This is a genomic window from Latilactobacillus curvatus JCM 1096 = DSM 20019 (genome assembly GCF_004101845.1).
Taxonomy (GTDB): Bacteria; Bacillota; Bacilli; order Lactobacillales; family Lactobacillaceae; genus Latilactobacillus; species Latilactobacillus curvatus.
Genome location: NZ_CP026116.1, coordinates 81,291 through 94,976, shown reverse-complemented (window position 1 = coordinate 94,976; position 13,686 = coordinate 81,291). Strand labels below are relative to the sequence as shown.

Annotated in this window: 14 protein-coding genes; all 14 read right to left on the bottom strand. The window is 42.5% G+C overall.

The window, feature by feature from the left end:
- Window positions 1-11: 11 nt before the first annotated feature.
- A complete protein-coding gene (gene uvrB, locus LCU_RS00595) occupies window positions 12-2,015 on the bottom strand; it encodes an excinuclease ABC subunit UvrB (protein ID WP_054644135.1) in 2,004 nt (667 codons plus the stop codon).
- Window positions 2,016-2,431: 416 nt separating this feature from the next.
- Entirely contained in the window at window positions 2,432-3,064 is a 633-nt protein-coding gene (locus LCU_RS00590; RefSeq protein ID WP_004265951.1) for a YfbR-like 5'-deoxynucleotidase, read from the bottom strand.
- A 112-nt stretch (window positions 3,065-3,176) separates the two neighbouring features.
- Window positions 3,177-4,901, bottom strand: coding sequence for a phospho-sugar mutase (locus tag LCU_RS00585; protein WP_056966225.1), 1,725 nt, complete (start codon window positions 4,899-4,901; stop codon window positions 3,177-3,179).
- 378 nt (window positions 4,902-5,279) lie between these two features.
- Complete coding sequence (gene trxB, locus LCU_RS00580; RefSeq protein WP_054644134.1) at window positions 5,280-6,200, bottom strand: thioredoxin-disulfide reductase; 921 nt, start codon at window positions 6,198-6,200, stop codon at window positions 5,280-5,282.
- Window positions 6,201-6,287: 87 nt separating this feature from the next.
- A complete protein-coding gene (locus LCU_RS00575) occupies window positions 6,288-6,698 on the bottom strand; it encodes a tetratricopeptide repeat protein (RefSeq protein ID WP_035186187.1) in 411 nt (136 codons plus the stop codon).
- Between the two features lie 111 nt (window positions 6,699-6,809).
- Window positions 6,810-7,838 (bottom strand): NAD(P)H-dependent glycerol-3-phosphate dehydrogenase, encoded by a 1,029-nt coding sequence (locus LCU_RS00570; protein WP_056967091.1) that lies wholly within the window; start codon window positions 7,836-7,838, stop codon window positions 6,810-6,812.
- 27 nt (window positions 7,839-7,865) lie between these two features.
- Window positions 7,866-8,699: a prolipoprotein diacylglyceryl transferase gene (lgt, locus tag LCU_RS00565; protein ID WP_004265937.1), complete on the bottom strand. Its 834-nt coding sequence runs from the start codon at window positions 8,697-8,699 to the stop codon at window positions 7,866-7,868.
- A gap of 122 nt (window positions 8,700-8,821) precedes the next feature.
- A complete protein-coding gene (hprK, locus tag LCU_RS00560; RefSeq protein WP_004265923.1) occupies window positions 8,822-9,763 on the bottom strand; it encodes an HPr(Ser) kinase/phosphatase in 942 nt (313 codons plus the stop codon).
- A 145-nt stretch (window positions 9,764-9,908) separates the two neighbouring features.
- Window positions 9,909-10,262, bottom strand: coding sequence for a phage holin family protein (locus tag LCU_RS00555; RefSeq protein WP_056966836.1), 354 nt, complete (start codon window positions 10,260-10,262; stop codon window positions 9,909-9,911).
- Complete coding sequence (locus LCU_RS00550; RefSeq protein ID WP_056966835.1) at window positions 10,262-10,561, bottom strand: hypothetical protein; 300 nt, start codon at window positions 10,559-10,561, stop codon at window positions 10,262-10,264. The genes LCU_RS00555 and LCU_RS00550 overlap by 1 nt, the downstream gene beginning before the upstream one ends.
- On the bottom strand, window positions 10,561-10,794 hold the full coding sequence (locus LCU_RS00545; protein ID WP_035186190.1) for a PspC domain-containing protein: 234 nt from the start codon (window positions 10,792-10,794) through the stop codon (window positions 10,561-10,563). Before LCU_RS00545 ends, LCU_RS00550 begins: the two co-directional genes overlap by 1 nt.
- 27 nt (window positions 10,795-10,821) lie before the next feature.
- Window positions 10,822-12,276, bottom strand: coding sequence for a daptomycin-sensing surface protein LiaX (gene liaX / locus LCU_RS00540; protein WP_056966833.1), 1,455 nt, complete (start codon window positions 12,274-12,276; stop codon window positions 10,822-10,824).
- A 170-nt stretch (window positions 12,277-12,446) separates the two neighbouring features.
- Window positions 12,447-12,917 carry a nucleoside 2-deoxyribosyltransferase gene (locus LCU_RS00535; protein ID WP_004270223.1) on the bottom strand — a complete coding sequence of 157 codons (471 nt, stop codon included), beginning with the start codon at window positions 12,915-12,917 and terminating at the stop codon, window positions 12,447-12,449.
- Between the two features lie 74 nt (window positions 12,918-12,991).
- Window positions 12,992-13,669 (bottom strand): phosphate signaling complex protein PhoU, encoded by a 678-nt coding sequence (phoU, locus tag LCU_RS00530; RefSeq protein ID WP_039099339.1) that lies wholly within the window; start codon window positions 13,667-13,669, stop codon window positions 12,992-12,994.
- Between the last annotated feature and the right edge of the window lie 17 nt (window positions 13,670-13,686).

The window sequence follows — 13,686 nt, the reverse complement described above, 5'->3', positions numbered from 1 at the left end:
CTTTACCTCTTTTAATCAATTTCACTCTTAATCTCTAAGATGGTATCCCGTAACGTAGCTGCCTGTTCGAAGTCCAGTTTCTTGGCCGCATTCCGCATTTGTTCAGATAACCGTTCTACCATTTCTAGTTTTTCAGCTTTCGACATACTATCGAAATCAATCTCGTTGGTCATCTTGACTTCTTCAGGGTGTTCGACTGATTGAACAACCGAAATCGCATCCCGAACTGGTTTGATAATCGTCTTCGGCGTCATGTGATGTGCTTCGTTGTAGGCTTCTTGAATCGAACGCCGCCGCTTGGTTTCATCCATTGCATTGCGCATCGAATCGGTAATCTTATCGGCATACAAAAGGACTTGCCCGTTTTGATTCCGAGAAGCACGGCCGATTGTTTGAATCAATGAGCGCTCGCTCCGCAAGAAACCTTCTTTATCGGCATCCAAAATTGCCACTAACGAGACTTCAGGGACGTCAATCCCTTCCCGCAACAAGTTAATCCCAATTAAGACGTCAAACTTACCAAGCCGTAAATCACGGATAATTTCCGTTCGTTCCAAAGTCTTGATATCACTATGCAAGTAACGGACTTTAATCCCCAGTTCTTTGAGATAGTCAGTTAAATCTTCCGACATCTTCTTGGTTAACGTTGTAATAAAGACGCGTTCGTTCTTTTCAATCCGATCATTAATTTCGCCGACCAAATCATCAATCTGGCCCATAATCGGCCGGACCTCAATATTCGGATCTAACAAGCCAGTTGGTCGAATAATCTGATCGACCTGAATATCGGTTTGTTCAGCTTCATAAGGGCCTGGAGTCGCAGAAACGTACATGATTTCATTGACGTGTTCTTCGAATTCAGGTAGCGTCAAAGGCCGATTATCAAGCGCACTTGGTAATCGGAACCCATAATCGATTAACATTTGCTTCCGGGCACGATCCCCGTTATACATCCCGCGAATTTGCGGCATCGTTACATGGGATTCATCAATCATCATGATTGAATCTTTCGGGAAGAAATCGAGCAACGTATAAGGTGGTTCCCCCGCCGCACGATCCTCCATGTGCCGTGAATAGTTTTCGATCCCCGAGCAATAGCCCATTTCTTGCATCATCTCAAGATCGTAATTCGTTCGTTGTTCCAAACGTTGGGCTTCCAACAACTTGCCGTCCGCCTTCAATTCCGTTAGTCGGCCTTCTAATTCAGCCTTGATACTCTTAATGGCTTTTTCCATCTTTTCTTCACTAGTCATGAAATGCGTTGCTGGGAAAATCGCAACATGTTCGCGTTCACCAATGACTTCACCGGTTAGCGCGTCAACTTCAACGATTCGATCAATCTCATCGCCGAAGAATTCAACCCGCAACGCATGATCATCACGTGAAGCCGGGAAAATCTCGACCACGTCACCACGGACGCGGAAACGGCCCCGTTGGAAATCAATGTCGTTCCGTTCAAATTGAATATCCACCAATTGACGCAATAAGTCATTGCGCTCAATCTCCATCCCTGGCCGTAACGAAAGGACGTGATCTTGATATTCATTCGGATCACCTAAGCCGAAAATACATGAAACCGACGCAACCACAATCACATCGTTGCGTTCCAACAGCGCACTGGTTGCTGAATGCCGTAGTTTGTCGATTTCGTCGTTAATACTCGAATCTTTTTCGATGTAGGTATCACTTGAAGGCACATAAGCTTCTGGTTGGTAATAATCGTAGTAACTGACAAAATATTCTACCGCGTTATTCGGGAAAAATTGCTTAAACTCGGCATAGAGCTGGCCTGCCAAAGTCTTATTATGCGAAATGATCAATGTTGGTTTGTTTAAATTCTTGATGACGTTCGACATCGTAAAGGTCTTCCCGGTCCCAGTCGCCCCCATCAAGACTTGTGCTTTTGCACCCGCCTCGAAGTTCTTAGTTAACGTTTCAATTGCCGCTGGTTGGTCCCCAGCTGGTTCATAGGGCGCCACTAAATCAAATTGGTTATCATTCTGTCGTTCAATCATCAAAAGCCTCCATTACCATTTGCTAGCGATAAAAGAAGACGCCGGGTAGAAGTTGCCCTCCACCATAACGTCTACTTACCGATTTTATAAAGAATAATATTCCTTGTCCTTTAAGTCATCCACTATTCTACCACACCGAACATACTTTCGCCAGAGTGCTGATTAAAGAGTGCGTCATTAAGCGGTTATCCTTTGAGGATTAGCCTAACCAGACGGATTAGCGACGCAGTCGATGATGCGGCTGGTGTAGCTAACCGGAAAAGGATGCTTAATGAAAGCACGTTTCAACTAAAGTGTGGAAACGTGCTGTTGTCAGTAGATTCCTGCGCTTTGCTACACTTGTCAAATCGCCGCTTATAGCGTCAATTCGCCAAGTTAGGCAAATGCTCTGAATCTGAGCGACTGACAACAGCACTCTATTCCGCTAGCGTCTGTCTCACTAATTGGGTTAGCTTCCCTCGATCTGCGAAGTCTTCACTCAGTAAATCTGGCAAGATTTCTTGGATGAAATAACGGGCGCATGCGAGATTTTGGTATTGCATAATCGTTTTTAAACTTTCCGCAAAAATTTCTAGAAAAGCATTCTCAGGATTACCTTTTTCAATTTCACCAAAAGACTCGTAGAGTAAATCAATCTTATCGGCAACGGCTAATAATTGCCCTTCCAAAGTTTCATCTTTTCCTTCACTCAAACGACGTTGATACCGTTCTTGTAAGAAATCTGGAATTTCATTTTTAATGAAGTTAGCGGTTAATGAACTTTCGACATTGGCCAACATCGTCCGCAATTCATGCGTTGCGTATTTGACCGGCGTCTTAATATCGCCGATAAACCGTTCCGTATAATCGTGGTTCAGTGCGCGTTCGTACAGCACTTGCCAATTAATCGTTTGCCCATTTTCTTCTTCAATATCGCCTAATAATTGCGCAATTTCTGCTACTTTAAAGGAGTGCGCTGCAACGGAATGTTCTTGATATTTAAACAATCCTGGTGCGCGATTTAGTGTCTCCAAATTATTCAAACCTTGCAAATATTGATGCATACCCATACCAAACTACCTCCCTTTTCTTACAAAAATAGACCGACTAACGCAGTAGTCCGTCTATTTACTGTTCTTTATTATAGGTAAGTTATCCTGAAATGTAAAACAGAAGCCCTATCTATTTTACAAGTTCATGAATTGCTTTTTCGAAGTTTGCTAACTTCAAATCAGCTGTTGCGGCATCATCAGCGGATGTCCCCACATAGAATTTCACTTTTGGTTCAGTCCCACTTGGGCGAATCGCAATCCAAGTGCCATCTTCTAAGTGATATTTCAGAACATTAGATGTTGGTAAATTGATGGGTTCAGTATGACCGTCCGCAAAAGTTTCTGTTTGTGTTTGGAAGTCTTCTGCTGAAGCGACTTTGATGCCGGCAAATTCAACTGGGCTTTCTTCACGACATTTAACCATCAAGTCAGCCATTTGTTGTGGGCCATTGACCCCTTCGAAATCAACTGCAGTCGTTTGTTCAGCGAAGTAGCCGTATTCCGCATATAATTCTTGAATGCCATCATACAAAGTCTTACCGTTTGACTTGTAATAAGCTGCAACTTCCGCTAATAAGACCAATGTTTGAATCGCATCTTTATCGCGAACGAATGGTTTCACTAAGTAGCCATAGCTTTCTTCGAAACCAAACATGAAGGTGTTTTCGTCTGTGTCTTCAAAGTGTTGAATTTGTTCAGCGATAAATTTGAAGCCGGTTAAGACATCAATCATCTTCACATTGTAGCTCGCTGCAATCTTCGTTGCCAATTCTGTTGACACGATTGACTTAACAGCCGCTGCATTGGCTGGTAATGTGCCAGCATCTTTACTAGCTTGTAAAATATAACGTAATAAAACAGAAGCGATTTGGTTCCCAGTCATCAATTGGTAACTCCCGTCTGGTTGACGCACAGCGGCGCCCAAACGGTCAGCATCTGGATCAGTCGCAATCAACAAGTCAGCTTGTTGTGCTTTCCCGAGCTCAATCGCCATATCGAATGTTTGTGGGAATTCTGGATTAGGGAATGGTGTCGTTGCAAATTCTGGATCAGCAACTGCTTGTTCAGCGACCATTGTAAATTGTTCAAAGCCTGCTTGACGCAATGCGCGTTCACCAAGTACTTTCCCGGTCCCATGAAGTGGGGTGTAAATCAATGACATGGTCTTGCCGACTGTGTCGACCAATTCTTGATTAATCGTGACTTGCTTAACTTCAGCTAAGTAAGCTTGATCCACATTTTCGCCAATTAAAGTCATTAAGCCGGCTTCGCGCAATGTGCTTTCATCAGCCACTTCAATCGCAAATAAATCGGTTACTTTGCGAATATAACTTGTGATTAAATCGGATTCCTTAGGTGGCATTTGCGCGCCGTCTTTGCCATAAATCTTGTAACCATTGTATTGTTTAGGATTATGACTTGCTGTAATCATGATACCGGCATAGGTATGTAAGTGCCGTACGGTAAATGATAATTCAGGTGTTGGGCGTAAGGCATCAAAAACAAACGTTGGGATTTGATGTTGACCTAAGACCCGCGCTGCTTCGTGCGCAAATGTTTCAGATTGATAACGTGAATCAAAACTGATAGCCACACCGCGTTTTTTAGTCGCTTCTGGTAATGTTTTCATGAATTGAGCGAGGCCTTCTGTGGCTTGACGCACCGTATAAATGTTCATGCAGTTGATCCCAGGGCCTAAAATACCGCGCATCCCAGCTGTCCCAAATTCCATTGGAACGCTAAATGCTTTTTCTAATGCATCATGGTCGTTTGCCATTTCGTTAAGTGCTTTTTTTAAAGGTAAATCCATTTCTGTTTGATTATTCCAAATTGCATAATTATCTTGCCAGCTCATTGTGTAACCCCCGCATTTTAGTCTAAAAGCTAGTTCTAAGTATACCATAATCAACCGCTTTCCTAAAGCATCGGTTGTACGGTAATGCGCATCAATCTAATTGACTGGGTCGATTATTTAATAATGCTTGTCCTTCTAAAAATTAAAATTTTTCCCAAAATAAAAAAACGGCCGACTAAAATTTAGTCGACCGCTGGAAATGTGCGTCATAAGCCACATTTTTAGGTTAATCCTCAAAAATAAAATCGTTTCGAACGCACTCTAATCGTGCTTCCTCGAACTGTCTTTTCTGGTTAACCCTGAATGTCAAACGATTGCTACCGCAATCCTTCGCCATTCTGTGTTAATCCTCGGAAGCTAACCGGCTGCCGTCGCACTCTAGATACTTTGTAAGTATTTAAATACTTCTTGGCCTGCTATGCCGCCGTCGCCAACTGCTGTTGTAATTTGACGAAGATCTTTTTCACGAACGTCACCAATTGCGTAGATACCTGGAACACTGGTTGCCATGTGGTCATCCGTTTTAATCCAACCGGCATCCGTTAGAATCCCTAGATCACCAAAGGCACTAGTCATTGGTTCAATCCCTACATAGATGAAGACCCCACTTGCAGCAACTTCTTTGGTTTCACCAGTTACCTTATCAATGTAAGTGACACCGGTTACCTTCTTGTCGTCACCTTCAATAGTTGTCACTTGTGCATTCCAGATGAAGTCCATCTTGTCGTTAGCAAATGCACGATCTTGTAAAATCTTTTGAGCGCGTAGTTCATCACGACGATGAATGACTGTCACCTTGCTGGCTAATTGCGTCAAGTAGAGGCCTTCTTCAATCGCTGAATCGCCCCCACCAATGACCACGACTTCTTTATTCTTAAAGAAGGCACCATCACAGACCGCACAGTATGAGACACCACGACCGCCGAATTCATCTTCACCGGGGATCCCAATCTTCTTGTGTTCTGAACCCGTTGCAATGATGATTGAACGCGCTTCGAAATCGCCTTCGTCAGTGTGCACAATCTTCATCTCGCCTTGCAGTTCAATCGAGTTGACCGTACCATAGCCGTATTCAGCACCAAATTGAGTGGCGCTGGCATACATCTTTTCGCCTAGTTCAGGACCAAGGATTGATTTAAAGCCGGGATAATTTTCGACCTCTGCTGTATTATTCATTTGGCCCCCGTAAATTCCGCGGTCCAACATCAATACAGATAAATTCGCACGTGAGGCGTATAAAGCAGCGGTCATCCCACCAGGTCCTGCGCCAATCACAATTACATCATAACTTTTAGCCATGTCTGTTATCTCCTTACTTTTGAAAAGTACTCGTTCTTCTTAAAACGTATCTTACCCGTTATGTAAAAAAAAGTCTACCAAACTGTTTTACCAGTTTGATGGACTTGTTAGTTTTAATTCCTGTAGTAATTCAGTGGCTTCGGCATCAAAATCCGAATCGTCACTTTGTAAATAAGCAGTCGCGAGTTCGTAGCTCGCCTGCGTCTGATTTAAAAAGGCATACGCTGTTGCTAAAAAATATTGTAACTCAGGATGACTCTGATAGTTGGCGGTTGGAATTTCTTCCAGAACGGTCGCCGCACCATGATAGTCGCCAACCGATTCCAAACAAATCGCTAATTGGCACACCACAAAGATGTAATCATCTTTGGTCTTAGCCAGCGACTTTGCCCGTTGTAAACACGTTAATGCGCGCGTGTACTGAAATCGTTCAAACGCCTGCATCCCTCTGTCAAAATAAAACTCACAAGTTGGTCTTACAGATACCAAATCGCCCATAAAGTAATCGGTTCTCCTTTAGCCTTTTTCTCAACGCTAATCATCATAACACACTCTGATGATGGGTGCGATACCCATTCAAAATGATGCCGCTTTATTCGTTAAAAAGTTTTAGACTTCATCAAAATCGATTTCAGGTTTACCTGAACGCCGCATTAAATACGCAATTTCAGTCTTAATATCACAATCTTCATACAATACATTATAGATGGCCCGTGTGATTGGCATATCAATAGAACGTTGTTGAGCCAATTCATAGGCTGCTTTACATGTTGCGACCCCTTCGACGACCATCCCCATATTGGCTAGCACATCAGCTAATTTTTGACCTTTACCAAGTGCATTTCCCGCACGCCAGTTTCTTGAGTGAACACTGGTCCCAGTCACGATTAAATCCCCAACACCGGATAATCCGATAAAGGTTAATGGGTTAGCCCCCATGGCAACGCCTAAGCGGGAAATTTCAGCTAAGCCACGCGTCATCAAGGCGGCCTTCGTATTATCTCCATAACCAAGCCCGTTTAAAGCGCCCGCGCCAAGTGCAATGACGTTTTTCAAAGCAGCTCCCATCTCAACACCAACCACATCAGGGTTGGTATATAAGCGGAAATAATCATTCATGAAAATCTCTTGGATCCATTGGGCTTGAATCAAGTCACTTGATGCGGCAGTTAAGGTAGTAATATCTTTTTGTGCGACATCTTCAGCATGACTAGGACCCGATAAAACAACAATCCCATTGCGGTTGGTTTCTGGAATGGCTTCTGTCAAGACTTCTGAAATCCGTTTGTGCGTGCCTTGTTCAAGCCCTTTTGAAGCCGTCACAATCACGGGTTTCACTTTTTTCGCAATCATCACAGGAACAATCTGTTCCGCCACCGCACGAATCGCTTGTGTTGGAATTACAAACAAGACAACGTCAACTTGGTCAAGTGCAACGTTAAGATCAATCGTTGCGTGTAACTGGGGATCAATTTTAAAATCTGGTAAATAATGTGTATTGGTATGCTGTTCATTTATTTCAGCGACTTTTTTAGGATCATTGCCCCACAACTCAACTTGGTGGCCATTTTCCACTAATAAGTTTGCTAAGATGGTCCCCCATGAACCGGCCCCTAAAACTGCAATTTTTACTGTCATCTGATAATTCTCCTTTTAAACAAATCCCTATTTCTGTTCTTTTGCTTGATTGCCGGTTAAATAATCCGGTAACTGACTGTGCTTACGCCGCCAAATCCAAAGACCAATTGCACCAAAGAATAAGACGAGTGAGACAATCTGCGATACCCGCAATGGACCGATGAATAAACTATCAGTCCGCATGCCTTCAATGAAGAACCGGCCAAACGAATACCAAATTAAATAGCTAAATAAGATTTCGCCTTGTTTAAACCAACCAGTTCGATGGCGAATGCTCATGATGATAATAAACCCTAATACATTCCATGCTGATTCATATAAGAATGTCGGCTGACGATACGCACCATCAATTAACATCTGTTGGATCACCCAATCAGGTAAGTGTAACGATTGGAGAAAGTGCAATGTTGTTGGCGCCCCATAGGCTTCTTGGTTCATAAAGTTGCCCCAACGTCCGATTGCTTGTGCGATCATCACGGTTGGTGCCGCAATATCCAACACTAACCAAGGCGATAGTGCATGACGCCGACAATAGATAATGAACACAATGGCAGCTGCAATCAGTCCACCGTAAATCGCGATCCCGCCGTGCCAAATCTGAATAATTTCGCCGGGATTGGCTTGGTAATACGACCATTCAAAAACGACGTAATACAGTCGGGCCCCAATTAAGGCAAATGGTAATGCCCATAAAATTAAATTTAAAATATCATCTTCACTGACATTGCGCCGTTTAGCTTCCTGTAATGCCAATCCAACGGCTAAAACGACCCCAGTTGCGATAATCACACCATACCAGTGGATCTCCAATGCGCCCAATCGTAATGCAATCGGATTTAATGCGCCTAATAGTAGATTCAAATTATTCGCTCCTTTTGTAAATGTGCTTTCATCAAAACGTACTTTTCAAGCTAACTTTCTAACAGTATAGCTCAAACTAGTCATTAGACCTACCATATTTAACGAACTTTTCTGACTTTTAACTATTCTTCTTCATCTGAATTGGCTTCAATTAACTTGCCTAGATTGGCTTCGAAGGTCTTCGTTGCATCATAGCCCATTGATTTAGCCCGGAAGTTCATTGCCGCCACTTCAATAATGATGGCCAAGTTCCGCCCGACTTTAACGGGCACGGTAATCTTCGGTACAGGGACGTCGAAAATCATTTGTTCTTCGGTATCTGAACCTAAGCGATCGTATTTCTTATCCTGTGACCAATTTTGCAAGTGGACAATTAACGAAATTGACGTTTCAGCCCGCACCGCACCAGCGCCAAAGAGGTTCATCACATCAATAATCCCGATGCCCCGAATTTCAAGTAAGTGACGCAAAATTGCAGGTGCTTCACCGACCACGGTTTGTTCATCTTGTTGATAAACGTCGACCCGATCATCAGCAATCAACCGATGACCCCGTTTGACTAATTCCAATGCCGTTTCGCTCTTCCCAACACCTGAATCGCCAGTAATTAAAACACCTAAACCGTAAATATCGACTAACACACCATGCATTGAGCGCCGTTCAGCTAGCTTCCCTTCCAAATAATCGGTTACTAAACTCGACAAACGCGTTGTCGATAAATTCGACCCCAACACGGGAATCCCCGCTTCTTCAGCTGCTTTAAGCATTTCCATTGGCGGTTCTAATTGGCGCGAGACCAAGAAACAGGGCGTATCTTCAGAAGCCATCCGACGCATAATCATTAACCGTTCTTCTGGTGTCATATTTTGCGTAAATGAAACTTCCGTCCGTCCAAATAATTGCACCCGCTCGTAAGGGTAGTAATTAAAGTAGCCCGTTAATTCGAGTCCTGGACGGGAAATATCACTCACCGTCACTGCTTTATTTTTTAAATGTGCTTCACCGGCATAAACTTGTAATTTTAAATCGGTGACTAGTTTTTGAATTGAAACACTATCAGCCATGAGTTACCCGTCCTTCATTTTCACTTATATCCTCTATCATATTGCTTTTAGGGTGATTTTTCAACTTTAATGTAGGCGTTTTCTTATCTAAACAAAAAAAACGGGACCAATATCAATCTTAATTGACGTCAGTCCCGCTAACTTTTTAATAACGCTCTCTCACAAATTGATTTGTAATAATCGTATTGGCAATTGATAAAATGATAGCCACGATCACGGCTGCTCCAAAACTTGTAAAGCTAAAGTGGGCGCCGACGAAAACAGCGGTCAATTCTAACATAATCCCGTTAATCACGACACTAAACAAACCGAATGTTAAAAACGTAATTGGAAATGAGAGTAAGTTCAACAATGGTTTAATAAAGATGTTTAAAATCGATAACACAATGCTGGCGACTAACGCGATCCAAATGTTTTCAACATAGAATAAATTGGGCAATAAGCCAGAAATCGCAATGAATAACAAAGTATCAACAATTACGCGTGTCCAATACCGCATTAGAAATCACTCCAGTCATCATCGTCTACTTTGACATCACGGGCTTCCTTGCGTTGACGGCTACCTTGATGTGCTGTTTCTTGATAAGAATAGTCTTGGTAGTCATGGCACCAGTCTGCATGCCGTGGACGTCTACTTGGGCCAGCAATTGCCCGGTAGATGAAGCTGACAATTAACCCAATCACAATCAGTGGTAGCGCAAATTTTAATAATAACAGTAGCGAGCCAATCACGAGACTAAACACGCCAACTGCCGCCATAATGGCGATAATGACTAATAAAATCATTAAAAAAGGCATTAAAACTCACTCCATTCACTTTCAGAATCATGTTTACTCTGACGTGGCCGTTCTGGAATCACCATCACTAAGATGATGTAGACCACAATCCCAGGGAACGCTGCTGAAAACATTGAGAATACAACATATAGAATTCGAACTAATGTCGCATCAATATTAAAATACTCAGCAATCCCGCCCATTACACCAGAAATCATTTTGTTATCTCTTGATTTATAAAGTCTTTTCCCCATTGTTAAAACCCACCATTCCTTAATTTTTTAGTTATCGTTGTCTTTCAATAAAATATTACCAGTTGTCGTGCTTAATGTTAAACGAGCTGCCTGTTCATTGTCGTTACGGCCAAGTTGTAACATTTGATTCCCCGTACTTTGCCGTTGTTCGATGGTTTGGGTGTTTGCAAGCCGATTTTTAATCATCCCAAAACGCGTGCGGGCATCAACAGTCATTGCCAAAGTTTGTGGTAAAGCTGTCTTGATTGTGCCATTCACAGATTTTGCTTTTAGATGTTGTAAATCAGTTGTCGTCAAAGTGTTCTTGATATCCCCGTTGACCGTTGAAACACTCGCATTTAAAACTTGCGCTTGAATCAATAGGTTCCCGTTGACGGTTGTTGCGAGTAAATCATCGTAACGGCCTTGATCAAAGGTAATGCCACCGTTGACGTTTTCAGCTTCCACCATTGCAGCATTGGTGCTGATTAACGTTAATTCACCGTTAGTCGTCTTCAAGTAAATATCCCGGCCGGTAAAGCCATCTAATTCAACATCCCCGTTCAATAACTTCACATTCGTTTGTAAGTAGTTATTGGCTGGTAAGTAGAACGTTAAGTCCGCTTGAATCCGTTTATTCGGCACTTGGAAGACCAAGTCGGCATCAGTCACATCAATTGTACTGCGCGCTTCAAAAGCAGCCAATGGTGTTGCTTCTGCCATTTTACCATATAACTTCACTTGCGCTGCGACTTTGACTTCTGGACGATCCCAGATTTGAAAATGTACACTACCGTTAGCCACTTTGACGTTAATCATTTCTGGTGTTACGTCAGAATAAACGAATTCATGGCTGAACTTTTCAGTTGCCAAACCAGGCACCTTAAAGTTTACTTCTTTCCAATCCACATTATCCATGACTGTTTTGGCAGTATTCTTCACGAACTTACCAAAGTGTGTGCTAGCTTCGCCTAACTTATCGCTCAATTCTTCAAATGTTTCACTGGCATTTTCTTTCCAGTCATCTGATAAGCCTAATTTTTCTGACCATTGATTTTTGGTCATTTGGCGGCGTTCTTTTTCGATTTGGTTGAGTTCATCCGTCAGTGCTTCGCGTTTGGCTTCCAACTCGTCGACTTCAGCTTGCTTTTGTAATAAGCCAGCCTTGAGTGTTTGCCGTTCGGTTGCTTTTTCACTGCTTAAACTATCTAAATCTTCCATCGTATCAAGGACAGTGACTTGTTCTTGATCAGCGTGCATTGCTTGCTTCAAATCTTGCAACTGCCGGTTAACGCCGGAAAGGTTAACGGTTAATTCGTGTGTCTTTTCTTCAATTGCGCTTTTATCAGCGGTTGGTTGTTCAGTTTGCTCCGTTGCTGTTTCAGTTGGATTTGATTTTACATCTTGGTCATTTTTGGCTAAATTTTCTAATAAGACTAATGCTTCTTCTGAAGTTAAAATACCTTGGTTCACTAAGTCTAAAATTCGTTGACGTTCATTCATTGTTTTGACCTCCATTGATCATTCGTTGTACTGTTTCACTTGACTATGACTCTATTATGCCGATTTTACAGTCGATTGTCATAGGTCCAAAGGTTGATTTTTATTTAGGTATCAAGAGTGAGAACAAAAAAAGCGCAGGACAAAATTATTTTTGTCCTGCGCTTTTTTGCTTAAACGATTTGTCCTGTGTAAGGTTCGCCGGCGACAAATTGGAAATCAAAGGTTGCTAATTCATCCACACTGGTTAGACATTGGGTAATCCCTTTAGCCAACATTAGGTTGATGGGATTGGCTTGTAAATCATCTTCACAAACAAAGACGATTGGTTTATGACAGGCATTCAAGTAGCCGACTTCAAACGCCGTTCCCGTATCTTCGTCTTGCATATCCCATAACACAACTGCCATGTCTGCTAAATCCATTGCTGTGATGTCGTTTTGATACGTTTGGTTGGCCCATTCGTAACCCCCGAACATGCCTTCTGGATCATGATCTTCTGTCACACCCTTGTATTGATGCTCCTGTGGACTATGAATATAACCAATCGTTGGGTTTTGTTTTAAAGCCGCGTGTGCGCGTTCCACTAATGAGGCCTGTTTAGGTGTAAACCAACCGCCAGCTAAGTATATTTGTTTTTGCATTATGATTCTCCCACTAAAAAAGCGACGAGCAAGTCGACCTTGTCATCGCTTTTTAAAATTTTTAATTGAATTGTTTAGAATTCATCTTCTTGTGCATTGGAGTTTAATTCCACTACCTTACCGGTTCTGAGGTAGACAATCCATTCACAGATGTTTGTCACGTAATCGCCAATCCGTTCGAGGTAGCTTGCAACTAACATGTAGTCCATGCTCCCAACGACGGTTTCTGAATCACGTTGCATTTCTTTGATACAGTCGTCATAAATATTGTCTGAATAAGCATTGATTGCAACATCTTCATCGGCAATTTTGATGGCCTTCTTACGATCTTCTTTGACGTAAGCGTCCAATACCTCTTCAACCATTTGTTTAACTTTGTCTGCCATATCCGCAATATCTTTTTCGATATCAGGGACACGGGTATTACCCTTGACCCGAATCGTTGATTTTGCGATTGAAACGGCGTGGTCACCCATCCGTTCTAAATCTGAACTAGCCTTCATGATTGTGACAATCACGCGAAGGTCAGTTGAGACCGGTTGTTGAAGTGCGATTAACTCAAAACTCTTACGTTCCAAATCCGTTTCCCGTTCATTAATCTTATGATCGTCAGCAATCACCTCGCGTGCGAGTTGCTTATCGTGATTAATGAAGGCTTTAACAGATTTATAGATGGCTTCGTTGACCATCATCCCCATTTCGGAGAAGCGAACGTGTAAATCATTTAACTCATCTTCAAAAAGTCGTCTCATTGTGGTTTCCCTTCTTT

What these genes read in the sequence shown, in the direction of transcription:
- LCU_RS00535 (WP_004270223.1), bottom strand. Translation starts at nt 12,917, where the DNA reads ATGCAAAAACAAATATACTTAGCTGGCGGTTGGTTTACACCTAAACAG.
- LCU_RS00555 (WP_056966836.1), bottom strand. Translation starts at nt 10,262, where the DNA reads ATGCGGTATTGGACACGCGTAATTGTTGATACTTTGTTATTCATTGCG.
- LCU_RS00545 (WP_035186190.1), bottom strand. Translation starts at nt 10,794, where the DNA reads ATGGGGAAAAGACTTTATAAATCAAGAGATAACAAAATGATTTCTGGT.
- LCU_RS00585 (WP_056966225.1), bottom strand. Translation starts at nt 4,901, where the DNA reads ATGAGCTGGCAAGATAATTATGCAATTTGGAATAATCAAACAGAAATG.
- liaX (WP_056966833.1), bottom strand. Translation starts at nt 12,276, where the DNA reads ATGAATGAACGTCAACGAATTTTAGACTTAGTGAACCAAGGTATTTTA.
- LCU_RS00570 (WP_056967091.1), bottom strand. Translation starts at nt 7,838, where the DNA reads ATGACAGTAAAAATTGCAGTTTTAGGGGCCGGTTCATGGGGGACCATC.
- LCU_RS00590 (WP_004265951.1), bottom strand. Translation starts at nt 3,064, where the DNA reads ATGGGTATGCATCAATATTTGCAAGGTTTGAATAATTTGGAGACACTA.
- LCU_RS00575 (WP_035186187.1), bottom strand. Translation starts at nt 6,698, where the DNA reads ATGGGCGATTTGGTATCTGTAAGACCAACTTGTGAGTTTTATTTTGAC.
- uvrB (WP_054644135.1), bottom strand. Translation starts at nt 2,015, where the DNA reads ATGATTGAACGACAGAATGATAACCAATTTGATTTAGTGGCGCCCTAT.
- phoU (WP_039099339.1), bottom strand. Translation starts at nt 13,669, where the DNA reads ATGAGACGACTTTTTGAAGATGAGTTAAATGATTTACACGTTCGCTTC.
- trxB (WP_054644134.1), bottom strand. Translation starts at nt 6,200, where the DNA reads ATGGCTAAAAGTTATGATGTAATTGTGATTGGCGCAGGACCTGGTGGG.
- hprK (WP_004265923.1), bottom strand. Translation starts at nt 9,763, where the DNA reads ATGGCTGATAGTGTTTCAATTCAAAAACTAGTCACCGATTTAAAATTA.
- LCU_RS00550 (WP_056966835.1), bottom strand. Translation starts at nt 10,561, where the DNA reads ATGCCTTTTTTAATGATTTTATTAGTCATTATCGCCATTATGGCGGCA.